This is a genomic window from Parasedimentitalea psychrophila (genome assembly GCF_030285785.1).
GTDB lineage: Bacteria > Pseudomonadota > Alphaproteobacteria > Rhodobacterales > Rhodobacteraceae > Parasedimentitalea > Parasedimentitalea psychrophila.
Window position 1 is genome coordinate 4625703 of record NZ_CP127247.1, and the last position, 23717, is coordinate 4649419.

The 23717-nt window shown below is 54.2% G+C and carries 22 protein-coding genes, 1 tRNA gene and 2 pseudogenes; 13 read left to right on the top strand and 12 right to left on the bottom strand.

Features of this window, described 5'->3' with window-relative positions:
• Window positions 1-11: 11 nt before the first annotated feature.
• The 3 genes from QPJ95_RS22330 to QPJ95_RS22340 all read right to left on the bottom strand — a co-directional run bounded on the left by QPJ95_RS22330 (window position 12) and on the right by QPJ95_RS22340 (window position 3590).
• On the bottom strand, window positions 12-800 hold the full coding sequence (locus tag QPJ95_RS22330; protein ID WP_270920077.1) for a peptidoglycan-binding domain-containing protein: 789 nt from the start codon (window positions 798-800) through the stop codon (window positions 12-14).
• 542 nt (window positions 801-1342) lie between these two features.
• Window positions 1343-1963: a DUF2092 domain-containing protein gene (locus QPJ95_RS22335; RefSeq protein ID WP_286018291.1), complete on the bottom strand. Its 621-nt coding sequence runs from the start codon at window positions 1961-1963 to the stop codon at window positions 1343-1345.
• Between the two features lie 307 nt (window positions 1964-2270).
• Complete coding sequence (locus QPJ95_RS22340; RefSeq protein ID WP_270920075.1) at window positions 2271-3590, bottom strand: ATP-binding protein; 1320 nt, start codon at window positions 3588-3590, stop codon at window positions 2271-2273.
• An 87-nt stretch (window positions 3591-3677) separates the two neighbouring features.
• Here QPJ95_RS22340 and QPJ95_RS22345 point away from each other — a divergent pair, with 87 nt between their 5' ends.
• From QPJ95_RS22345 to QPJ95_RS24510, 6 genes and pseudogenes are all read left to right on the top strand, one after another.
• Window positions 3678-4592, top strand: a complete 915-nt coding sequence (locus tag QPJ95_RS22345) for an MBL fold metallo-hydrolase (protein ID WP_270920140.1) — start codon at window positions 3678-3680, stop codon at window positions 4590-4592.
• A gap of 78 nt (window positions 4593-4670) precedes the next feature.
• A tRNA-Asn gene (locus QPJ95_RS22350) sits at window positions 4671-4745 on the top strand.
• 128 nt (window positions 4746-4873) lie between these two features.
• Window positions 4874-5404, top strand: coding sequence for a site-specific integrase (locus QPJ95_RS22355; RefSeq protein ID WP_286018216.1), 531 nt, complete (start codon window positions 4874-4876; stop codon window positions 5402-5404).
• A complete protein-coding gene (locus tag QPJ95_RS22360; protein ID WP_286018217.1) occupies window positions 5401-6075 on the top strand; it encodes a hypothetical protein in 675 nt (224 codons plus the stop codon). Before QPJ95_RS22355 ends, QPJ95_RS22360 begins: the two co-directional genes overlap by 4 nt.
• Before the next feature lie 126 nt (window positions 6076-6201).
• Entirely contained in the window at window positions 6202-6738 is a 537-nt protein-coding gene (locus tag QPJ95_RS22365; protein ID WP_270921040.1) for a hypothetical protein, read from the top strand.
• A gap of 338 nt (window positions 6739-7076) precedes the next feature.
• Window positions 7077-7318: pseudogene (locus QPJ95_RS24510) on the top strand (IS30 family transposase); the annotation flags it as partial.
• A gap of 202 nt (window positions 7319-7520) precedes the next feature.
• Here the strand turns inward: QPJ95_RS24510 and QPJ95_RS22370 are convergent.
• The 6 genes from QPJ95_RS22370 to QPJ95_RS22395 form a co-directional block, all read right to left on the bottom strand.
• Entirely contained in the window at window positions 7521-8435 is a 915-nt protein-coding gene (locus QPJ95_RS22370; protein WP_270921039.1) for a GntR family transcriptional regulator, read from the bottom strand.
• Between the two features lie 160 nt (window positions 8436-8595).
• Window positions 8596-9285: an SDR family NAD(P)-dependent oxidoreductase gene (locus QPJ95_RS22375; RefSeq protein ID WP_286018218.1), complete on the bottom strand. Its 690-nt coding sequence runs from the start codon at window positions 9283-9285 to the stop codon at window positions 8596-8598.
• 62 nt (window positions 9286-9347) lie between these two features.
• Window positions 9348-10379, bottom strand: coding sequence for a zinc-binding alcohol dehydrogenase family protein (locus QPJ95_RS22380; protein WP_270921037.1), 1032 nt, complete (start codon window positions 10377-10379; stop codon window positions 9348-9350).
• A 61-nt stretch (window positions 10380-10440) separates the two neighbouring features.
• Complete coding sequence (locus QPJ95_RS22385) at window positions 10441-11301, bottom strand: sugar ABC transporter substrate-binding protein (protein WP_286018219.1); 861 nt, start codon at window positions 11299-11301, stop codon at window positions 10441-10443.
• 109 nt (window positions 11302-11410) lie between these two features.
• The gene (locus QPJ95_RS22390) at window positions 11411-12400 is read right to left on the bottom strand and encodes an ABC transporter permease (RefSeq protein WP_270921035.1); all 990 of its coding nucleotides are present in this window, start codon (window positions 12398-12400) and stop codon (window positions 11411-11413) included.
• Window positions 12397-13179: an ATP-binding cassette domain-containing protein gene (locus tag QPJ95_RS22395; protein ID WP_270921034.1), complete on the bottom strand. Its 783-nt coding sequence runs from the start codon at window positions 13177-13179 to the stop codon at window positions 12397-12399. Before QPJ95_RS22395 ends, QPJ95_RS22390 begins: the two co-directional genes overlap by 4 nt.
• A 125-nt stretch (window positions 13180-13304) precedes the next feature.
• Between QPJ95_RS22395 and QPJ95_RS22400 the strand changes: the two genes are divergently transcribed.
• The 7 genes from QPJ95_RS22400 to QPJ95_RS22430 all read left to right on the top strand — a co-directional run bounded on the left by QPJ95_RS22400 (window position 13305) and on the right by QPJ95_RS22430 (window position 20190).
• The gene (locus QPJ95_RS22400) at window positions 13305-13616 is read left to right on the top strand and encodes a UxaA family hydrolase (RefSeq protein WP_270921033.1); all 312 of its coding nucleotides are present in this window, start codon (window positions 13305-13307) and stop codon (window positions 13614-13616) included.
• Window positions 13613-14815, top strand: a complete 1203-nt coding sequence (locus QPJ95_RS22405; RefSeq protein WP_270921032.1) for a UxaA family hydrolase — start codon at window positions 13613-13615, stop codon at window positions 14813-14815. Before QPJ95_RS22400 ends, QPJ95_RS22405 begins: the two co-directional genes overlap by 4 nt.
• Before the next feature lie 10 nt (window positions 14816-14825).
• On the top strand, window positions 14826-15782 hold the full coding sequence (locus QPJ95_RS22410) for an aldo/keto reductase (protein WP_270921041.1): 957 nt from the start codon (window positions 14826-14828) through the stop codon (window positions 15780-15782).
• Window positions 15783-15792: 10 nt separating this feature from the next.
• Complete coding sequence (locus QPJ95_RS22415; RefSeq protein ID WP_270921031.1) at window positions 15793-16632, top strand: amidohydrolase family protein; 840 nt, start codon at window positions 15793-15795, stop codon at window positions 16630-16632.
• Window positions 16632-17873, top strand: a complete 1242-nt coding sequence (locus tag QPJ95_RS22420; protein WP_270921030.1) for a PfkB family carbohydrate kinase — start codon at window positions 16632-16634, stop codon at window positions 17871-17873. Before QPJ95_RS22415 ends, QPJ95_RS22420 begins: the two co-directional genes overlap by 1 nt.
• A gap of 758 nt (window positions 17874-18631) precedes the next feature.
• Window positions 18632-18835, top strand: coding sequence for a hypothetical protein (locus QPJ95_RS22425; RefSeq protein WP_270921029.1), 204 nt, complete (start codon window positions 18632-18634; stop codon window positions 18833-18835).
• Between the two features lie 107 nt (window positions 18836-18942).
• Window positions 18943-20190 carry a tyrosine-type recombinase/integrase gene (locus QPJ95_RS22430; RefSeq protein ID WP_270921028.1) on the top strand — a complete coding sequence of 416 codons (1248 nt, stop codon included), beginning with the start codon at window positions 18943-18945 and terminating at the stop codon, window positions 20188-20190.
• A 403-nt stretch (window positions 20191-20593) separates the two neighbouring features.
• On the opposite strand, the gene QPJ95_RS22435 is transcribed toward QPJ95_RS22430, so the two are convergent.
• The 3 genes and pseudogenes from QPJ95_RS22435 to QPJ95_RS22445 all read right to left on the bottom strand — a co-directional run bounded on the left by QPJ95_RS22435 (window position 20594) and on the right by QPJ95_RS22445 (window position 23348).
• Window positions 20594-21274 (bottom strand): hypothetical protein, encoded by a 681-nt coding sequence (locus QPJ95_RS22435; protein ID WP_270921027.1) that lies wholly within the window; start codon window positions 21272-21274, stop codon window positions 20594-20596.
• 183 nt (window positions 21275-21457) lie between these two features.
• Window positions 21458-22180 (bottom strand): annotated as a pseudogene (locus QPJ95_RS22440) (IS3 family transposase); the annotation flags it as partial.
• 38 nt (window positions 22181-22218) lie between these two features.
• A protein-coding gene (locus QPJ95_RS22445; protein WP_390922490.1) for an IS3 family transposase occupies window positions 22219-23348 on the bottom strand; the annotation gives its coding sequence in 2 pieces (ribosomal slippage) (window positions 22219-23105 and window positions 23105-23348; 1131 coding nt in all).
• Window positions 23349-23717 lie beyond the last annotated feature (369 nt).

Consider the following 23717-nt stretch of genomic DNA (forward strand, 5'->3'; position numbering starts at 1 on the left):
TCTGATTTGGTTCAGTTTTGCGGCTCGTCCATCGCATCATCCGTCCCGGCGTCAGGCACGACATCAGAGGCAGGCTCTGGATCAGCGGGTGCAGCGACTTCGGGTTGCTCAGTGACTGATCCGTCTGCTTCGGCGGCAGGTGCTGGATCCGTCGGTGCTGCCTGCTGGGCTGGCGCGGCCACAGGCTCTGCGGCACCGGGCACGTCATAGCCCAACAGTGTCGCCGTCGGCGGGTCAATCACGCCCGAAGAGTCGAGCCCATTGTCATATTGCAACCACATCACAGCCGATTCCGTACCGCTGCCAAACACCCCGTCCACGCTGCCAACATCATAGCCCGCGCCAACAAGCCGATTTTGCAGTTCTCGCACTGTTTCGCCACGGGTAAAGGGACTGGTCAGCCCCAGGCCAACAACCGATTGTGGCTGGCCCTGTTCAGCCGGAGGGTCCGACACGATCTCGTAGACTTTTTCATCTTCATAATAGGTTGAGCGATACAAGACACCGTCGCACAGATAGAGGGTTTCCCCCTTCTCGGTGATCTTCTCGCACTCTTTATCCGACGGCAGCGAAGTGGTGTAGACCAGCGTCGAGCCGATGATTGCCGCAGTGAAGAACCATCCCCAACCGGAATTGTAATGGTAGGGACCATAATGGTAGTGCGGCGGCCGGTGGTAGGGAGGCCGGTGGTAGGGAGGCCGATAGGCCGGTGGACGATAGCCGGGCGGGCGGTATCCCGGTGGGCGGTATCCTGGTGGGCGATGGCCCGGCGGGCGCGACCCAACCGGACGATGCCCCACATTGGGTGGACGCGTTCCCGGAGGGCGTGAGCCAACGGGACGTGAGCCAACAGGACGCGACCCCGGAGGGCGGGCACCTACCGGGCGACTGCCGGCTGGGCGGCTGCCTGCCCCCGGGCGCTGCCCCGCAGCAGGCCGGGCGGGATTTACAGCAGATGGCCGATTGGGCCGTGTTGCCGGTTTCGCCGCAGGGCGAGTGGACGGCTTGCTGGCAGGACGTGTCGCAGGTCTAGATGCCGGCCGGGTTGACGGCTTACTGGCAGGACGTGTCGCAGGTTTAGATGCCGGGCGGGATGACGGCCTGGTTCCTGTAGACGGTCGCGTTCCTGAAGAGGGTCGCGTCTTGGCACCTGAGGGCCGTGATCTTGGCGCACTGGAATAGCCACCTCGATTACCGCCACCACCGCCTCTGGCGCGTCCACCGCCGCCTCCGTGGCCTCTGGCATCAGCCATATCCGCACGCGGCGACAACCGCATGACACTCTCGGGCGAGGTGCCCACGGAGACTGCAAAAATAAGCACACCAATGAAAAACTGTCGCATCAGTTTTGCCCCCCTTGAAGGATGACATCCTCTGGCTTTGGCCAAGCCATCAGCTCAGCCTCTGCATCTGGGAAATAAGTGAAAACACCCTCCGGAATTTCCGGGTCGAAATTCCAATTGGTGAAGTAGGCCCGATACTGCGGCCACCCCTGAGTATAGGGATCTGTGCCGACGATCATCATCAACTCAGGCTGATCAGGCTCCGTCGAAATCCAGATTTGCCAATCTGTATCATAGTTGGAAAAGGCCAGATGATGGGCCTCGCGCCCGGCAATCCTGGTGGTCCCCAAATAGGCCGCTGCGGTCGCCTGATCAAGTAGCTCGGGCTGTGGTTCGGTGCTCATCACCTGCCAGATCGGCAATCGGATATCGTAAGCCTCCTTGGCCCGGTCCGCCAAAGCATCAAAATCGCCGGTGAATTCGGTAGACACATAAGCGTTTTCTTCGACATCAAAAATTTGAAACTGCGCACCGTCAAAGAAATACTCGCGGGTTTCATCGCCAAACTCGGAATATCCGTAAAACCCAACCCCACGCTGCAATAGATTGGCGCCACTGCGCATGTAGGTGATTTTTTCGCGACCATCGACCACCACGTCAAAGGACACAAACCAATCCATCGACAAAGCGCTCTGCTCCGCAAGGTATCTTGAGGCCGATGTCAAAATCTCGACGGCCTGTGGATCAAGAGGCACCGGGGGTGGCGGTTCATTTTCAGTTGCGGCGGCGCCTGATGATGCCAGCCCCAACCCTGCAGCAGCCACCGCAAAACACCACACCAAAGTTTGCCTACGGAGCACCGCCATAGGAAATTGCCGTTCCGGAAATTGATTTTGTACCATTTGTCTAGATTAGTATTGATCGCTGCAATCACAAGGGAAATTGTTATTCTCAGCGTCAATTCGCCCAGTTGAGGGCCGGAGTAATTTACCTGCCAATAACGATATCTGCCTGCAATCCGCCCAGATCCTGACTTGCGCCCAGGCGCAGGGCGCCGCCATGAGCCCGGGCGATATCGGCCACAATGGCCAGCCCCAAACCAACACCAGACCCCAGATCCTGATTGCGCGCCGGGTCCAACCGGGTAAAGGGCCGCATCGCCTCGCTGAACTGGTCCTGAGCAATGCCCGGGCCGTCATCCTCGACGCGAATACGCAACGACCGCTCCGTCAGCGCCACCGATACACGCGCCCGGCTGCCGTATCGCACTGCGTTTGATATCAGGTTGTCTATCGCCCGGCGCATTGCCCCGGGGCGCAGCATGACAGTGCCGTTGCTGCTCAACTCGCCCAGCATCACGTCCTGCCCCTCGCGGCGCCAGTTTTCTACAATCGAACTGACCAAATCCTGCGGATCAGTGTCTTCTGGCTTGCTGGTTGAAACCCCATGTGAAAAATCAAGAAAGGCATCCAGCAGTTGCCGCATTTCATCAACATCCTGCATAAGCGGTCGGGCCTCCTCTTCCTCCAGCATCGCCAACCCCAGCTTCATCCGGGTCAACGGGGTCCGCAGATCATGACTGACCCCAGACAACATCAGCGTCCGTTGCTCGATCTGACGTTCGATACGGGCCCTCATATCCAGAAATGCGCTCCCGGCGATCCGCACCTCGGTGGCGCCTGTCGGCTTGTAGGTTACATTTCGCCCCCGGCCAAAAGCCTGCGCCGCGTCGGCCAGCCGCTTGATTGGCCGCAGCTGGTTGCGCATGTACAGAAAGCTGATGACCGACATGAATATGCTGAAAAACAACATTGTAACAATCAACTGGTGCGGTGACGATACCGTCAGTCGCCGTCGTTTGAAGCTAATTTCCAACGGCCCCAATCTGTTTGAAAAAATCAACCTGACCTGTTTGTCTTGCGAAAACTGGACCGCCAGGATCGGTGCGGAACTGTCGCGCAGAGCATCCCTTACCACCCGTCCCGAAAACTCATTCCATGCCAGCTCGTCCTGCGGCGGCAGTTCCGAAGCCTCCAGAAAGCGCAGCTCCATTCTCAGCGGGGCCAGCAAGGGGGCTGTTGCCTCCAGCATCGCCTCCTGGGTTGGACTGGCCGAGCCAAACGCTACAATCATTTCCATTTCCTGCAGGACCGTCCCGGTCATCTGCGTTGTGACTTCCTGCAAATGCCGTTGAATGAACGCATTGAAAACCACCAGTTGAAGCACCACGATGGGCAACATCATGATCAAAGCGGCCCGCCCGTACAGGCTGCGCGGCAGATAACGTTTGAGCCAGGGGAACAACATGGGATAAGCCTATAGAGCCCTGAAAGGACTGTGACACACAGACACCGGCAGGCGTTTAGATGGATTACAAAAGATCGAGGCACAATGATGCAGGCTCCTGATGATTTCAACCCGGTCGCCGGAGTAGCCATTGAACTGGAGCCCGCTTTGCGGCGCATCCTGGCGGCGAACCCCTCCCCGATGACCTATCGCGGCACCAATACCTATTTGCTTGGGGAAACCGCGCTGGCGGTGATTGATCCGGGCCCGGCCATGCCTGCGCATCTGGCGGCAATTCTGGCGGCGGTTGGTCCTGGCCAGCATATTTCTCATATCATTGTCACTCACAGCCACCTCGACCACTCGCCCTTGGCGGCGGCGCTGCGTCAAAGCTGCGGTGCGCCGATCTATGCCTTTGGCGATGCCACCGCCGGCCGCAGCCCGATAATGTCAGAGCTGGACGCGGCTGGCCTGGTGGGCGGAGGCGAAGGCATAGACACTGCCTTCCGCCCGGACATTATTGTCGAGGACGGCGCCCTGATCACCGGCGACGGCTGGTCGCTCGAGGTTATCCATACCCCCGGCCATTTGGGCAATCACATTGCACTGGCCTGGCAAGACGCCTGTTTCACCGCCGATCACGTCATGGGCTGGGCCAGTTCGCTGGTGTCGCCGCCAGATGGGGACCTGAGCCAGTTCATGGCCTCCTGCCACCGCCTGCGCGCCAGGCCGTGGCGGGTATTCCACCCCGGCCACGGCGCCCCGGTCACTGACCCGGCAGCGCGACTTGACTGGTTGATTGCCCACCGCACCGCCCGAGAACAGGCGGTGCTGGCCGAACTGGCAAAAAGCCCCGCCACCGCCCGCGACCTCGCCGAAAAAATCTACACAACAACCCCAGCGTCGTTACTGGCCGCAGCAGAGCGTAATATTCTGGCGCATCTGATTGATCTGATGGGGAAATCACTGGTGGAGCCGATCGGAAAACTAACCGTCGATGCCACCTTCCGGCCTGCCAAGTAGGCGGCACAAAATAATTTTGGAAATTCTCATTTCTTCTCTGGACGGTCAAGAATCCCGACGCTATATCACACCCACCGTTCCGGCGTAGCTCAGCGGTAGAGCAGTTGACTGTTAATCAATTGGTCGTAGGTTCGATCCCTACCGCCGGAGCCAATTTCCCTTGATTTTGCTATATAGGCAAAGAAACCAAGGGGTATTGGACCCTTTTGGGACACTAAAGCTGATGAAGCCCTCCCCTCACATACCTGCGGCGTTTGGATGCCCTCAAGTACAGAGACTTCTTGCTAAAACGGGCCTCCCCCAACAGCGTGACCCGCTACGTCAATGTCATCAGAGCAGTGGTGAACCACACAATCGACGAGCGTGGCCTGTCGGTTAGCAACCCTTTCCACAAATTGCAGATCAAAGGCGCCGGGAATACTGCCGGAGACCGCCTAGGGTTGAAGACAGTAAGCAGCGAGCGACGGCTGCCTATATCTGACCGATTGGTCGAAGCGTTACAGGAGCATAGAGAGAACAAGCTGGAGGAGGCACCAATTTTTGATCGGTATGGTCGCGACAAAGGAAATACTGCAGCCTCAGCAACGATGATGAAACGCTTCAGGAAAGTCATCTCTGACCCCAAGAAGGCGTTGCACAGCCTACGGCACAGGAAGAAGGACGACCTGAGAAACACCAGTTGTCCTGAAGAAATCAGCAAAGTGATCCTTGGTCACAGCAACAAAGAGGTCGCTGCACGGTACGGAGCTGGGTTCAAAATTGACGTGTTGCGCGACTGGATGGACAAATCCAACCTAGAGAATGGCCTATGACACCCTCCGGGAATTCAGGAGCAGCCCCGCTCAAGTCGGATCCAACGACTGACGATATTCCTGCCCGCCCTTTCAACCCACATCGTTGCTGTGCCTCCACTGCCATGACGGCGCTGGTCCAGGACGTTCTGCGATTCATGGAAGGGTATGAAGCCTACTATAAGAAGCGCAAACGAAGACGGAATGCTGCTGCTCAAGCCACCTACGAAGCCACAGTTGAAGCTGTTGTGTGTGATTTGGTTCACCGCCAGTTGGAAGTTCTTGGTGGGCAAGTTCATGTCACCCAAAGCCACCAGATCCTGCGATCGAAATCCCGCTACAAAGATGTGGCGCTTGGCAAGACCCTTTCTGATATCCTGAAGGTAATGTCTGCCGAAGAGATGTCTTTCATCACTTTGACAGCGGGAGAACGTAAGTTCACGATCAAAGATCAGGCTTTGAACGTTGCCGTCAGCGGAAAACAGACAGTTCTTGGCTCGGGATCTAGGCTTTTGCGCCTGATTGAAGGCTCATGCATCACCTTTGCTGACATCGGACGAACACCTGATGAAGAAGTCATTCTGCTGAGAGAGCCTAAACAACGGGACGATAAACCCGGAAAACTGGTCGACTATGCGGACACAGAAGAGACCCCTACCCTCAGAGAGCAGGTGCAGGTCATCAACACTTGACTGGAAAAGACAGACGTCTCCTGCTCCCTCCTGGACATCAACTCTCATAATCGTCGTCTGAAGCGCATATTTAACAACTCTGACTTTGCGCAGGGAGGCAGGCTGTATGGCGGATTCTGGCAACTTTTGAAACACTCTGAACGTCTTGAAAACATTATGCTGGGCGAGGAATACGTTGCAGAGCTCGACTACGGCCAGATGGGTCTCATGCTGCTTTATGGACTTGAGGGGACAACGCCTCCAGAAGGCGACCTCTACGACCTGTCTGAATTTGGTATCCCGACAAGCTGTCGTCCTGGCGTCAAGAAGGTCATTCAGGCGGCTATTAACGCCAGTAAACCTCTGGGACGCATGCCCAAGCGAGCCAAGAAAACCATCCCAAAGAGGATATCACTGACTGAAATACTTGAGGCAGTCAGCAATAGGCATCCACTTATCGTTCATCGATTTTTTGCAGGGGTTGGCATGCTGCTTATGCGGCAGGAATCAGACATCCTTGTTTCTGTTCTTTTGGCTCTGAAAGACAAGAACATACCAGCGCTCCCCGTTCATGATGCTGTGCTTGTGCCTGGGGAGAACGATATTGAGGCTCAGGAGGTCATGATCCGGGTATTCAAAGAGCATGTCGACCTGACCCCAGAAGTCAGTATTGAGCACCCCTAATAAACCAGGGGAGATATCAGTAAGCTATTAATAATATTACTAAATATTCATAATACAAGAAGAAGTATGCTTAATGAATAAGGTTACCCCTAACCCCACCTCATATATGGGACCCGTATGGGTTGTGACGCCTATCTAGCGGTGAAAAGCAGTCATTAGTCGTGATCATATGCAATGAGCAAAGTACGAAGGCCCCGATCTTTGCTCTGATCGATCCGACTGGTACTTTCTGCCCAATGCAGACCTTTGCGGAAAACGCGTCTAACGGCAGGTTCCAGCTGTGGTTTCAATGGGTCGTCGCAACACTCTAATCTTTTAAGAAAGATGGAGTGTATTGAATGAAGTATCGCACACGGACGTTTTATACGGACAAACAGAAGTCCGAGATGTGGGATCGCTGGCAACGCGGTGAGTCAATGAGTTCGATTGGACGTCACTTCAATCGTGCGTCGTCTTCGATTTTCCCTCATTTGGCGCGAACGGGTGGGATCCGGCCCCTGATCGCACGCGGTAGCGATGGACCTTGAGCCTCATTGAACGGGAGGAGATTTCCCGTGGGCTTGTCGCAAAGCAGTCATTTCTCACATCAAATCCCCTGTCATTGCGCGGGCAAATCGCCAGCCTCGCGCAACAAATGACAGGTCAGATTACGCCAAAACAGAGGGGGTTCCTTTGGGGCTTATTGCAGATATCGGCCTTTGATACTTTTCGCGCCAATGCCACTAGGCGCGAACTATCTCTTACAGAGGCAAACCAACACAGGCCTATCTGACCTAAGTGATTTACGCTGACCCGCTTGTTTGTTTTTTTACATCCCACGAAACGGATGCAAAAAGTGTCTCTTTCGCATGAGTAAGGTGTTCACGAAAGGCAGCCTCAGTCTTATCGAGATCGCCTGTTTCAAGAGCTGCGATGATTTTCAAGTGCTGCTCTGCCGCGTCGTGGTTGCGCTCCATCTCGTCGATCTTGTTCCAACGGTAATGGTAGTGAAAAACCAGAGAAACCAACTCAAAAAAATCGCGCACGAACCTGTTTCCAAATCCGTCGATCCAAATACGATGGAATTTTTCATCGAGACGCGGAAATTGTAAAAAGTCCCGCTCCATATTTTGTAACAGCAGAGTGTGTTCGGGTTTCAGGCAGATTGCCTTGTGGTGTTCATCTGGTCCTGCACCCAAAAACTGTAAGAATGCCTGATGTTCAAACATCTCTCGAACCGTAAATAGCTCTTCCGCGAAGTCACGGGTAAATCCATTCAAAATCCAATGCCGATTAGGCTTCTTTTCGATCAAACCAAAGCGCGAAAATCGTATCAGGAATTCGCGAACAACAGTCGAGTTGACTTCAAAGTGCTTGGCCAATTCGCTCTCAATAATTGCTTCACCAGGTACCAGTTCACCTGCAAAAATGTATTCCATAAAGAGTGATGACAGCCGTTCAACGTTAGAAGCCGTTTCTTCTTCAGGGAAATATTCATTAGCCTTAGGTTTACGCAGAACCGTTTTGGAACGACCGGTCCATCGGATGATATTTGCCGCCTGCAAACCGTTCAGAATGCCCCGCACAGTGGTCCGGCTAACATCCCATCTACGTGACAACGCAGTTTCAGTTGGTAAGTCGCCCCCAAGCTCAGTTTCACAGACCAGGTCCAAAGCACGATTATAGCCTTGGTTGTAGGTGCTGCTAGTTCGAGACATCTTCTAAAGCTCCCACTGGTTGTTCTGATCGAAATTCACGTAACGGTGTTTCGGCGTCCGTAGTAGCAAGTCTTAGGTTTGCATTCGACCCGAATTTCTAAAAGTGTCATGACCCGTCAACCAATCCAAGGCGTCTTTGCCGATCGACGCTTGGCTGCATCTAAAACCCTGTCGCACCTCCGCCGTCTACTAGCACGACCTGTCCGTTGATATAGCGTGCTGCTGGCGAGGCCAAGAAGGCGCAGCACCAGCCGATATCCTCAGGTTGCCCAAGATGGCCCATAGGAATTCGGCTCATGATTTTTTGTTGCCGGGCAGGATCACCTTTGGTCGCATTACGGTAGATATCAGTGTCAATCCAACCCGGGGCCACGCCGTTTACGCGAATACCACGCGCAGCAAATTCAGCCGAAAGCCCCCGCACTACTCCGTTGATCGCTGTTTTCGAAATTGTATAGCCAGAGACCATAGGTTGACCGATATAAGCCGTCATCGACGAAAGGAATTGCACTGTGCCGCCCCGCTCTTCGGCCAGCATCCGACGGATTACGTGTCGGCTCAACTCAAGCGCACCACGTACATGAACGTCGAAGACCTGATCAAAATCAGCCATCGTCTGGTCTTCAAATGGTTTTTTAAGGGTATTTCCAGCGTTGTTCACAAGGATATCAACGGGTCCCAAGTCAGCCTCAAAGGCGGCAATGGCGTCCATTTGGGTCAAGTCGCAGGGCGCAATCTCGCAGCCGTGCCCGATTTCCTCGGCAGCCGCTTTCAACACGTTTTCGCGACGTCCCGCGATCGCGACATTGGCGCCGCTCTGCGCAAGGCAAGATGCGATAGCGCGGCCCAAGCCAGTGCCTCCGCCAGTGACCAAGGCCCGCTTGCCTTCAAGTCCGTAAATGTCGCTCAGGCTCATGAATTGGCTCCCATATCGATCATAATCTTAAAAGTCTCGTTGCGGTGGGCGTTCCAATAGTCCAGTGCCTGATCGGCGTTAGACCATGGAAAAACTTTGGAGATCAGCTTGTCCGCGACCTGCGGTTGCCCTTGGAGATAGTCGATCACAGCCTCAAAATCCGCGCGTGTCGCGTTGCGCGATCCACAGATGTCCAATTCCTTGAGGTTGAACAGCGTCGTGTCATAGCTGACCTCGGCCTTGGCGTAGCCCACATAGACCACGCGGCCGGAAAATGGAGCAAGGTCGATGGCAGAGCGGAACGTGGCAGGCAACCCAACCGCCTCGATAACGACGTCCGGGCCAGCGCCTCCCGTGAGGTCGTCCAGCCGTGCCGCGATATCCTCGTCGTTGGGATTGATGATGGCCTCTACGCCGAGGCCTTTAAGCGTCTCGCTTTTGCTGGGGGAAACTTCACTGACGATCGTGCGCGCACCCATGGCCTGTGCGCCCAAAATGGCACCGACGCCGATCATACCACCGCCCAAAACGAGCACCGTATCTTCGGCAGACACCCGCCCCCGCGCCACAGCATGGAAACCCACCGAAAGGGGTTCAACCAGTGCCAAATAGTTCGGCGGCAAGGTGTCGTTCAGGATCAAACGGTCCGCCTTAAGTACGATTTGGCTGCATAAGCCACCGTCTTGTTGCACACCCAGTGTTTTGTTGAATTGGCAGGCATTGACCCGCCCTTTTCTGCAGGACGCGCAGGTGCCGCAGGTCGTATAAGGAATGACAATAGCTCGTTTTCCGATGGCTAAATCCTCAGAAACGCCTGGACCGCGCGCAGCAATTGCCCCTCCGATCTCATGACCCGGAATACGGGGCAATTGAACCAAAGGATTAAGCCCGTTGTATGTGTTCAGATCGCTGCCACACAGTCCGACGTAATGGACATCCAGCAGCACATCACCAGCTCCAAGAGTGGGCGCGAGATCACCTTCGCGGAATTCAGAATGTCCGATTTTGTCGATGACGAGAGATTGCATTATTGGGCTTTCATGTTTGAGGTTTGACAGGCAGGCGTGTGCCCGCCTGTCAGATGTTGTGTTATTGGAACTCAGCGACGTTATCGGCTGTGATCAAAATACCGGCGATTGGCACCAGAGCGGGCGCTTCTTCGCCTTTGATGAGGTTAAGAAGGTTTTGGACCGACTGAACGCCCATTTGGGTGTTGTCCTGCTTGATTGTCGCGGACTGTTCACCTTCTGAGATTGCGACCAAATTTGCAGGGTTGCCATCGAAACCGACAATCACGAGATCATCAAGTTTGCCAAGCGCATCAGCTGCGGACACAGCAGCAAGCGCACCCGGATCCCAAGCCGAGAAGATGGCTTTGATGTCTGGGTTAGACTGCAAGAAGTTTGTGGTCGTCTCAAACGCACAGGCATCTTGCCAATCACAGATCTGGAAGATGACTTCGTGACCAGCGGCTTCAGCAGCGATCAAAACGCCATCACGACGTGCATTGCCTGTTTGGTGCCCAGCGGAACCGCCAAGGATCAGAACCGTGCCTTCGCCGCCAAGCTCGCCGACAATGTAGTCGCCTGCAATACTAGCAGCCGCAAGGTTGTCAGTCTGCACCAGGCTCGCGACATGTGAATGGTCGATACCCGTGTCCACGGCCACAACAGGGATGCCAGCTGTCGCTGCATTGTCGAGCGATGAGTCGAACGCGCGGTTGTCGACTGAGCCGATGATGATACCGTCAACGCCCATGTCGATGGCGCGATCAACGGCATCTTTTTGGGCGGCGGCGTCAGGGGACGACGCGGTCATATCGATGAATTCAACACCTTGGCGTTCTGCCTCTTCACTGGCAGCGTTCGCAACGCCGATCCAGAACGTGTTGTCTGTCGAATAGCCCGTGTATGCGATACGCAGATCTGCGGCGATGGCAGCACTGCTCATGCCAAGCACCAGAGCGGCGGCCGTTGCGGCGGTTTTAAGTTTAATAGTCATTTAGTCCTCCCAGTTTAAGAATTGGCCCGTTTTGAGCCTGTTATTGCGCAGTGAAAGATCACCGTGCCGATCGTCGCCAGACATCCCAGTAGACAGCCATGATGATAATCGCCCCGATTGCGATGCGCTGGTATGAAGTGCCGATGCCCATATATGACAGACCGACAATGATGGTTTGCATGATGAGCATGCCCAAAAGCGTCTTACCGACGCCGCCCCGTCCGCCGAACAGGCTGGTGCCGCCGATAACAACCGCAGCGATGGCATAAAGCTCATAGCTTTGACCGCGTGCGGGCATGGCGAAGTTCAGCTTTGACACTTCGATGACGGCAGCGAGACCTGCCAAAAGACCGCCAAGCATGTAATAATAAATCCGGCTTTTCGCGATGGGAACGCCCGACAAGCGGGCAACTTCTTCGTTGCCACCAATGGCAAAGGCACGGCTGCCCAAACGTGTTTTGGTCAGGAACAATCCGGTCAGAATTGCCGCGCCAAACATGATGATCACCGGTGTGACATTGCCAGTCCCCAAAAACCTGAAGGCGTCTGGAAAGCGCGACAAATCACGGCCGCTGGCCAGAATTTCTGCAACGCCCTTGTAGGCCGTCAAGCCGCCCAAAGTGACGATAAACGCAGGCACCTTGGTGACAACCTGAATGGCACCATTCAGCGCGCCTAGCCCCGCGCCAATCAACAGCCCCAAACCGACGGCTGCAACTGGGCTCAAGCCCCATTCTGCCAAGAATATACCGACCGCGACGCCCACCACCGCAAAGATAGATCCTACCGACAGATCAAGCCCACCAGAGATCAGAACAATCGTTGTCCCGCATGCCAGAATGGCGAGAATAGAGGCCTGGCCGAAGATTGACAGCAACGTGTCTAAGCTGCGAAACGGCGGCGACATGACAAAGAAGAAAGTGTAGATAATGGCCAGTGCAGCAACCACCTGCCAAATCTGCATAAAGCTGTGCTTGAGCAGATCAAAGCTGCTTGCTGCGCTGCCGGGGCTGGACACGGACGTCGAGCTGTTTTGAACCTGGCTCATGCTTTGACCTCCGCAGCGGCGGCGCCGGTGATCAGGCCCACAAGCGTGTCGCCATCCACATCTTTCACATCGCGCTCGGCCACCAACCGGCCAAGGCGCAACACCATCACGCGGTCGCAGTAATTCAAGACATGCTCCATATTGTGAGTGATCATAATGACCGAAAGCCCGTGGTCTTTGAGCGACCGGACAAGGTCCATCGCCATTTTGCTTTCGCGCACCCCGAGGGCTGCAGTCGGCTCATCCAGAATGGCGATACGTTTGCCAAACAGGACAGTTTTGGACAGGGCTACAGCCTGTCGCTGCCCCCCCGAAAACGCTTGCGCGTCACGGTAGATGTCGGCAATGCGCACATCCAGCTTGGCAAAAAGATCGCGAATTTCTGCATCCATCTTCTTAAAGTCGAGGACGCCAAAAACTCGGCCGAGCCAGTCGGACCGCACGATCTCGCGACCCAAATACACGTTCTTTGTGATCGAGATTTCGTTCACCAGCGCAAGATCCTGGTAGACCGTCTCAATGCCGGCGGCTTTCGCATCAGAAGGGCTATCGATTTGCAACTCCTGCCCGTCGAACCGGATCACTCCGGACGTGCGCGGAATCGCACCCGTCAGCGCCTTGATCAGCGTCGACTTTCCGGCACCATTGTCCCCTACGACAGCAAGCACTTCGCCCTCATAGAGTGTCAGATTGACGTCATCCAATGCGACGACGCCTCCGTAGTGCTTTGATATGCCCTGTGCTTCTAGCACCGGTTGGGCTTGTCTCGTGTTTGTCATGCTTTCCCCCCAGCGCATATGGCTGCAGTACGATGTTGTTATGTTTATTATCGATAAAAAACATTTTACTTGCCGTCAACTGTTTTTTTTGCAAAGTATACATTAGCAAATTGGGGAAAACTAACATGCCAATAGAAGAACTGAATTTTGTCCGGCTGCTACATTTGCACCCTAAGGACAATATTGCAGTCCTTGCGCAGGACGGTAAGAAAGGCGCATCGGCAAAACTGCAGGAAACAGAGCTAATACTCCCTTGTGACCTCCCAATGGGGCACAAGTTGGCGATTGGCCCGATTGGCAAAGGGACAGAGATTCTCAAATACGGCGCACCAATCGGAACAGCCACATGCGAGATCGTGCCTGGCGATCATGTGCATCTACACAATATTAAAAGCCAATATACAGTAATTGAAGACATGGAGGCGGGCCAGACATGAGTGCACTAATGACAGGCTGGTTGCGAAATGACGGACGCAAAGGCATTCGCAACACAGTGCTCGTCGCATATTTGGTGGAGTGTGCGCATCACGTTTCCAAGAAAATTGCGCGTGAGTTTCCTGAAACCGACGTGCAAGTCATCGGATTTTCGGGTTGCTTTCCAAGCCCCTACGGGCAAGACATGATGGAGGCTCTTTGCACACACCCCAATGTGGGTGCGGTCCAGTTGGTGTCCTTGGGCTGCGAGAATTTTCGCAAGGCTGATCTGGTACGCGCAATTGAAGCCTCGGGTCGAACTGTCAATCTAATCACCATTCAGCAAACCGGCGGCACGCGCAGTGCTGTTGACGCAGGCCGGGCCTGGGTGCGTGATACCCTGGCTGCGCTCGCCCAGATCCCGCGCGTTCCGATGGAGCCATCAGAGTTGGTCATCGGCACCATCTGTGGTGGTTCGGACGCCACCTCTGGTCTGACGGGCAACCCAGCAGCGGGACGTGCGTTTGATCGTTTGGTGACCGAAGGGGCCACCTGCATCTTCGAAGAAACCGGAGAACTGATCGGATGTGAACATGTCATGGCCGCCCGGGCGTCCACGCCAGCGCTGAGGAATGAACTGATCGCTACAGTCAAGAAAGCCGAACAATATTATGCCGCGATGGGGTACGGGTCTTTTTCGCAAGGCAACGCGACCGGAGGTCTGTCGACTATCGAAGAAAAATCTCTGGGCGCCTATGCCAAGTCAGGCGACAGCGAAATCTGTGGCATCTTGCGTCCAGCTGAACGGGCTACCACCGGCGGGCTATATTTGCTTGATGTTGTTCCTGACGGTGCGCCGAAGTTCGGTTTTCCCAATATCAACGACACAGCCGAAATCATCGAGCTGATTTCCTGCGGCGCCCATGCGGTGATCTTTGTCACAGGGCGCGGGTCGGTTGTGGGATCGGCAATCTCTCCGGTGCTTAAAGTCTGCGCCAATCCGGACACATATGCGCGCATGTCCGAAGACATGGATGTCAACGCTGGTCGTATTCTAACCGGCGACGCGACTCTGTCCGAGGTCGGGGATGAAATCTACAACAAGCTCGTAGCGCTCGGAACCGGCGAGATGACAGCGTCAGAAGACCTGGGGCACACCGAATTTGTCCTCACCTATAAAAATCCGACACAGGCCGAACCTGGCTGCCAAACTGCGACATAAGCGAGACATGATGTTATTACCGGATCACAAACTTTCCTTTGGCTGCGCCAGCGTAGCGGGCCTATTCAAACCCGTGAATTCTCAAGAGGCACATGATGTGCTGACCACAGCATGGAACGCGGGCATTCGCTATTTCGACACAGCGCCCCATTACGGCCATGGCGTGTCCGAGCGGCGTTTAGGTGATTTCTTGCGGGACAAAAGCGGTTGGGTGATTTCTACCAAGGTAGGCCGTATCCTTACGCCAGATCTGAACCCACCAAATATAGCGAATGGGCTTCACAGTGCCCTGCCCTTTAAGCAAGAATTCGATTTCAGCTATGATGGGATCATGCGGTCTGTCGACGACAGTTTTCAGCGACTTGGGCTGAACCGGATCGACATTCTCTATGTCCATGACATCGGTGACCCAGGCGCTGGCACTGACACCCCGCACCACCGCGCGCAGTTGTTGGATGGCGGCCACCGCGCGCTCAGCGATCTGAAATCTCAAGGCGTCATTTCATCTGTAGGGCTCGGTGTGAACACCGTCGAAATATGCGAAGGCTTGCTGGGGCAGATGGAGATTGACCTGATCTTGCTTGCTGGCCGCTACACCTTATTGGAACAAACAGCTGAAGTACGATTGTTCCCCTTATTGGAACAACACGGCGTAAAACTGGTAATCGGCGGTGTGTTCAATTCTGGCATACTGGCGACAGGTCCGGTGGCGGGTGCACATTACAACTACGCCCCTGCCCCGCAATCCATTCTGGACAGAACGACCCAGATCGAATCAGTTTGTGCCCGCCACAACGTGCCCATGGCAGCAGCGGCTTTGCAATATCCAGCACAAAGCCCGCATGTGGCGTCCACCCTGATTGGCACGTCCAAATCCAGTTCTCTTTTGCGCAATGTCACCCAGTTTGAAATGCCGCTGCCCACAGACCTTTGGGCGGACTTACGGCGCGAGAATTTGATAACCTGAGGGCAACACTATGATGATCGATAGCCACCAACATTTCTGGTCATTGGCGCGTGGGGATTATCCCTGGCCGGATGAAAGCGTCGCCTCAATTTTTCGAGACTTCGGTCCGCAAGACCTGATCGAATTGCTTAAGGCATCGGGTGTGTCGCAGACCGTGCTTGTGCAGGCAACGGATAGTATCGCAGAAACGGAATTCCTGCTTGATATTGCCACCCAAAACAACTTCGCCAAGGGGGTCGTTGGCTGGGTCGATCTTGACGATGCCGCCGCGCCCACGTTTTTGGATAAGTTCGCGCAAAATGCGGCCTTCAAGGGGGTCCGGCCAATGTTGCAAAACATTGACGACACCAATTGGATATTGCGGCCAAATGTACTTGCCAATCTTGCCGAAGTGGCGGCTCGCGGATTGCGGATGGATGCCTTGATCCTGCCGCGTCACCTGGAGGTTTTAGCACGGGTTGCAGAAGCCTTAACCGACCTGCCCATCGTGATTGACCATTGCGCCAAACCCATCATCGCAAACGGCGCGGATGCCAGTGAAAACTGGCGCACAGGCATGGCAAACCTAGCGCGTTTCCCGAATGTTTTCTGTAAGATTTCAGGTCTTGCAACTGAGGTCGGACCAAGTTGGAGCGTTGACGGCCTTCAGCACGTGATTGATCATGTCATCGCGCAGTTCGGCCCCAAAAGGGTGATGTGGGGCAGCGACTGGCCGGTGATCAATCTTGTTGGCGATTACGGCAAATGGCGGCGCGCGTCTGATCAATTGTTCAATGGCTTAACCAAAGCCGACCGTGCCCGTGTTTATGGCGGAACGGCTGCTCAGTTCTACGGTTTGGAGATCAAATAATGACCCTTCGCATCGCTTGCATCGGCGAGCCCTTGGCTGAAATTTCTCATTACGGAGAAACTTTCGGCGTTGGCTTTGCAGGTGACACACTCAACACCGCGATCTACTGTGCCCGCGAAGCCAAAGGCCATGACATAGACGTCCAATACGTCTGCGCAATTGGCCATGACGCCTTGTCAGAAGGTGCACTGAACTTAATGAGGCGCGAAGGACTGGGCACCAATTACGTCACGCGTGACCCAGCGCGGCAGATCGGCATATATGCCATCCAGAACGACATTCACGGAGAGCGGAGCTTTCATTATTGGCGCGACAGTTCTGCGGCGCGCCAGATGTTTTCTACCGATGCCTCGCCTCATCTTAAATCGATCAAATCGGCCGATTTGGTTTATCTGTCAGGCATAACCCTCGCGATCCTCAGCCAAGACGCGCGTGACAGGCTTTGGCGCGCCTTGGCTGAGCAGCGTGCATCCGGCTTAAAAGTTGCCTTTGACAGCAACTATCGGCCCAACCTCTGGGAAACACCAGAAATCGCTAGCCGCGAAATCGCCCGATTTTGGAAAATCACCGATATCGCCCTACCCACGCACGAAGACGAAACCGCCCTGTTCGGTGATGCTGAGCGCAGGGCCATCCTCGACCGGATCCTCGCAACAGGGCCCAAAACGGGTGCTCTCAAATGTGGCCAGGATGGTCCTATTCAGATTCCGCACTCCGCTGAGACTTCCAGTTACAAAGCCGCAGAAACGGTCATCGACACCACCGGTGCGGGAGACAGTTTTAACGGCGCCTACCTGGCCGCGATTGCGTCGGGCAAGCCCGAACGAACCGCTCTCGCCCTGGCACATGATTTGGCCCGCCGTGTGGTCGGGCATAAGGGCGCTATCCTACCGCAAAATCCGATACGGCCTGCGCAGCGTATGGGCAGTGTGATCGGCCTGAGGCCGGAAGACCTGGATGAATATGTAAAACTACACGCAAACGTCTGGCCCGGCGTGTTGGCGCGCCTGAAGGCCTCGCATTTCACAAATTATTCGATCTACCTCAAAGAACCAGAATGCCTGATGTTTGGGTACTTTGAATACACTGGGGATGATTTTGACACCGACAACGCAGCTATTGCCAACGATCCGATCACACAGGACTGGTGGAAAGTGTGTGGTCCAATGCAAGTACCACTGGAAATTCGCAACCAGGGAGAATGGTGGGCGGAAATGCGCGAAGTCTTCCACATGGACTGAGCTTCAACACCCAAGTTCACATGCGGCCCTTTTGATCCACGACTGCCAAATTAGACATTCCCTGCGTTACAGAAGATTAGGCAAGTGGGCTCCAACCAATCAAAAGCAGAGGAGGACAAGAACGGCCGGACTGGGCCGCTCGATTCATTCTGCAAAGCCATATTTCTGCGCGTTGCCTATTTCAGGCAAATGCGCAGCATTCTCTAAATGGAACCTCGACCGACCGTTGGCTCCAGACAACCAGCGGCCAGCAATGTTTGAAAGCAAAACCTTCACTACAGAGCCGAAATCCCTAATCTGACTTTGGCCTCAGGTACACTTCTGTCGGAAATTTTATGACTGCTGAATTTGGAGTTTTCAACACATTCCGCCCTTCGTGACTAGTTTCTGCGGCAGCAGCATAGTTAGTCCATCCGCTCACCTCACGTCGCTTCAATGCCTGCTTTTCGAAAGACTGAAACCATCCAGGAAAACTGAGAAACACCAAGCATCTATACAAAAGTAACTCATCCTGGAGATGTATAGATGTTTACAACCTTCTCGCTACTTTTGGCAGTTGGGTGTGGTACCCGGCTAGCCGTAAACTGGGGACTGGAGCGGCGTTTCAACGTTGGTCTGTCAGTCCCACAGGCTCTCGCTGGTGCCTTGATCGTACTGGCAGGGCTACCTGACTGGCTCAAGCCCTTTGCCTACCCCCTGCCCCTCAGCTTTACGCTTGGGGTTCTTCTGCCCGACTTCCTCCTGGGGAGGAAATAGATATGGCAAAGGCAATACACGGAGGGCCAGACCTCTCTCCTGGCCAGAAAGTCGTCATAACTGCCTTTGACGATATCCCTGAGCACTCATTCGAAATCTCGGAGGTCTTTGACGACTGCGTAGGCGGTTATTCCCTGTCGGGACCACTGGCTGGCGAATATGGCGAGCCTGACTTTTCGATGATCCTAAGGGTTATCCAAGACTAGCAGGTGGGGAACGGCAGGGATCTTCCCTAACCAAGTATCCTGCTGTTCCCAATCAAAAAATCTCAATCACAAGCAAAACTGGGGCGAATGCCCCAGAAGGAGGACTTATGCCTGCTACAATCAAATATGCCTATCTGAAGCAGCAAACATGGCTGTACCGGCGAAACTACCCCAAACACCTTCAGCCCTATCTTGGGCAGGCACTGAAGCGGACCCTGAAGACCGGAGACGCAAGAGTAGCCAAGGCTCGCGTTGTCGAGGTCAATGCCAGCTACGCCAAGGTCGTCCATGAGGCTGAAACACAGGTCAACTCAGCAAACGGACAGCCGATCGATCATCGCGTTGTAGTCACGGGGCCAACTACAAAGTTCCAGCGCGCCACTGTTCTAGGCCAGGTTTCGGTCAGAGATCTGGCGCAGGTTTATTTACCCACTCGATTTGACGATCTTAGTCCAGGGGCCTTCAAGTCGGTACGGTTCAGCCTTGGCCTTCTGGTTTCATACTTAGGTCACAGGAAGATCAGCGACCTCAGCAGAACGGATGGTCAGACGTTTCTCGGACTGATCGCCAAACTCTCCCCTGACGTTGCCAAATCCATTGCGGCCAAGGGGAAAAGTCTGAAACGGCTTGTAGCACTCTCCAAAGGGACAGGGAAAACGATCTCAACACAGACCCAGAAGCGGATCTGGAAACAAGTCTGCCAATTCCTGGATTGGGCGACGAGTGAAGGTCACACCGGCGGGCATTGCTTCAGTGCTCTGAAAGTATCAGGCAAAGTATCGGTGCAAAGTTATGCTGTCCTCTCTGATCCTGAGGTGACGACACTGCTAACGGCAAATGATCCTGACCTCACGCCCATACTTTTGCTCTGCTTGCTATCAGGTCTGCGCTCAGGGGAGGCCTGTGGGATCCTAGCTGAAGACCTCGTGACAAGGGACAATCACGGTATCTTTGTCAGGGTCCGACCAAACGGGATCAGAGGATTGAAATCCAAGGCCGCTGAGCGCGAAGTACCACTTCACGACCAATGGCTGCCAATCCTTCAAACTCTGCCCTGCGAAGGACCCCTGTTCCCCGACCTCAGTGTTGACAGGGTCACCAAACGGTTCACGAGCTTGCGGCGGAAACTTGATCTGAGCCGTCCAGGATTGGTGTTTCACTCGACCCGGAAGTGGTTCATCACCCAGTGTGAGCGGACCGGCGTCCCGGAACACTTTACTGCAAGTCTTGTGGGACACCAGTCAGCGCGATCAGAGAACAAACTCACCTATGGGCTTTACTCTGCCGGGATCAGCGACAGCCAGAAACGTGAGATCGTGGATCAGGTGAAGTTGCCAGTAGCGGTACTGCTGTAATGGGTTTTCTCAGATCCCTGACTTTGTGGCCCCCCAAAAAGAGCCGTAATCATCCAGTACGAAGGGGCCTTTCACAGAATACAGATCAACATTCCCGTCCGGGTGCCTTTGTTGGCATTCGGGCGGGAGTAACTCTTGCTATATTTTTTTGCCGTCTGGGACAGTGAATGTTTCGCTTGGATGGGTAGCGCCAAGACTAGGTTAGCTTACTTGGCTTTTGTCGTTCGCAGCCAAAAGACCGTGCCATCGATGAATGCTTTTAATCGCTCTAAGTCCTCACCTTGAAATTTTGATGCACTCAATGCCGATTGGGCGACTGGCAGTAAAGCTTCAAGGTCATAGATGTCGACGTCTGGAGCCTCCTTGATACTAAAGTATGCTCCATCGGAGCCTGTCGTTTCGGTCAGCAAGGCGGTGACTGTGCCCAATAAAAATGTGTGTTAGAATTTGCTGACTTAATGATCCATTTTTTGCACCGAACCTTTCCGTAAAAGTAGGCGTAAGCACGAATAGTCATCCATGTTTTCGGGTACTTAAGATACACCTCTGACGCCAAATCCTCGTCAAACAGCGGCTTGATTGCATCTCGAAATCTCTCCCAATCGGCTTTGCCTAACGGACTGTCCATGCGTTCCTCAGATGCACCTATCTCACCGAGCAGCCTGCCATAATCGCAAAAGGTTTCAATCCCATATGAGACTCTGCGTTTCACTTTCAACGCTTCAATCAAGGGGGCCGCAGCCTCGCCACTTGAATAGGTCTTTAGGATTTCCGCGATGAGCAGGTAGAGTACTTGAGATGGACCCAGTAGGGCGAACCCTCTCTTTGCCCTCATGCGGCTCACAGTCTCGCCAATCGAAAAGAGCGCGTTCAACAACTGTTGAGTTGGTTTAACAGCGTTCGGTTCAATCATTCGATATTGAATTTCGGAGAACAGCTCGCCAATCATTGGATGACCGTGAGCGTCTTTCTTTGCCGCAAAATTTTCTAAAGCAAGACTCAATGCTTCTTCATCATCCAAGCTATCAAAAATCATCTGAATCGTAGCATAAGGAATAACGTCTTCTGATAAGCCAAATGCCATATAAGTTTGAAACGCGTTAGCATGGCCTATCCCTCGACGCCTGACCACCTGATGGTATGGTTCCGCCCGCGATTGTTCTTTTCCAGTTATCAATTTCGCGCGGTTTGGGAACAAACATGCCAACAACGGTATTACAGACTTGTCGGGTAATCCCCCATTTTTAACAGGGGGCGGTCGTAGAATTTACGCGGCCATTTTCAGTTTCATTGCGGGTGTGATGCCGCCGAGGCCCATATTCGGGCGGTCATTATTGTAAGTCCATAGCCATTGTGTGGCAAAGTCCTGTGCCTCCTCTATGTTTTCGATGATATGTTGGTCCAACCATTCATGCCTGACGGTGCGATTATAGCGCTCGATGTAAGCGTTCTGCTGCGGCTTTCCGGGTTGAATGTACTGGATGATAATACCTTGTTTCTCAGCCCATTCCAGCAGCTTACCACTGATGTACTCCGGCCCATTATCGACCCGAATGGTTCCTGGTTTCCCACGCCATTCAATGATCCGATTAAGGCTGCGAATAACCCGTTCGGCTGGCAAAGAAAAATCGACCTCGATGCCCAAACCCTCGCGGTTAAAATCATCCAGCACGTTCAAGAGCCGAAACGCCCGACCATCCCCGAGGCGATCCGCCATGAAGTCCATCGACCAGGTCATGTTCGGGGCGTCCGGCACTGCCAGCGCATCGGGTTTGTCCCGCTTTAACCGTTTCCGAGGTTTGATCCGCAAGTTCAGTTCCAGTTCGCAGTAAATCCGGTAAACCCTTTTGTGGTTCCACGAATGACCTTGCACGTTACGTAGATGCAGGAAACATAGCCCAAACCCCCAAGTCTTCCGTGCGGCCGTCAGCCCAACCAGCAGATCGGCAATCTCTTCGTTCTCATCGCTCAAGAGCGGGCTGTAACGATATGGACCTGTCCCGCTTTCGTTCCGCCCCTTGTGCTCATTTAGGCGGCGATCTTTTCAAAAGCCAAGGGACTTTTCCAGCCTAATGCCGAGTGTCTCCGGCGGGGATTATAGAACCCATTAATGTACTCGAAGATGGCGATCTCAGCAGCCCTGCGGGTTTGCCAAGAGTGCCGCCAGATCAATTCCGCTTTGATGGTTTTGAAGAAGGTTTCCATTGCGGCGTTATCATAGCAATTACCCTTGCCGCTCATGGATACCTTGAAGCCATACCGGCGCAGGATTTTCTGGTAATCCTGCGAGCAATATTGGCTGCCCCTATCAGAATGATGGATGCATCCTTTGGGCGGCCTGCGCAGGGTTATGGCCATGTTCAGCGCCCGTATGGCCAGATCGCGCTTCATCCGGTTGCTGACAGCCCAACCGACCACGCGCCTGGAGTACAGGTCCAGAACCACGGCCAGATAGAGCCAGCCCTCGCGGGTCCAGATGTAGCTGATATCAACAACCCATTTTTGATTGGGTCGATCTGCTGAGAAGTTCCGGTTCAGCAGGTTTGGCGTGATGTTGAACTTGTGATTGCTGTCCGTTGTGGCCTTGTACTTACGGGTTCTGACAACAGATATGCCGTTCTGGCGCATCAATCGGCCGACACGGCGGTGACCAATATCCAGACCAAGCTCTTTCAGTTCTTCGACCATTCTCGGTCGGCCGTAGCTCTGCAAACTCAGGCGGTGCTGCTCCCGGATGTGGGCCAACAGAACCATATCCCCACGTTGACGCTGGCAGGCAGGGCGTTTGCGCCAGGCTCGGTAGCCACGTGGGGTGACATCCACAATCCGGCAAAGTCGCTCTGTGGGAATGCTATTGCGGTGCTTTTCAACAAATGAAAACCTCATTTGCTTTGGTCCGCAAAGAAGATTGTTGCTTTTTTTAGCAGCTCCCTCTCCTCACGTAGAAGGCGGTTTTCCCGGCGAAGGCGCTCGTTCTCATTGGCCAGTTCCTGATCCTCTTTCGAAACAACGTCCGCGTCACGATAGGTTCTGATCCACTTGCACAGGGTGGACATACCAACCCCAAGATCGGAGGACACCTGTCGGCGGGTCAGCCCGCTGGTCAGTGCGATCCGCACTGCGTCGCGTTTGAATTCTTCGGATGGTCGTGGTGCCATGGTGTATCTCCTTTGGGGCAGAATATGCTCTCAAAGGGGCGGAACAATACCGTGACAGGTCCAGAGTGTAGTTCGTCACTTATGCAACAATCGCAGCTGCATTCACCCTCGACATCTGAAGATAGGCACCCAGGCGCAAAATCTCCGTGACCAACAACTCAGCAGGATCCAGGATTGGCCCCATCAGTAAAGGTTTTCCGGTGTCTTACTGTCTAGCTGTCTTACTGTCTCAAGGCTGAATGAAACGACTCCGGACCCTTTTCGGACCCTTTTCGGACCCTTTATTTTCAGATCACCGGATATAGTTTCATTAAAACAAGATGTTATTTAAAAAGTCGACCCCTACCGCCGGAGCCAATTCCCCTTGAT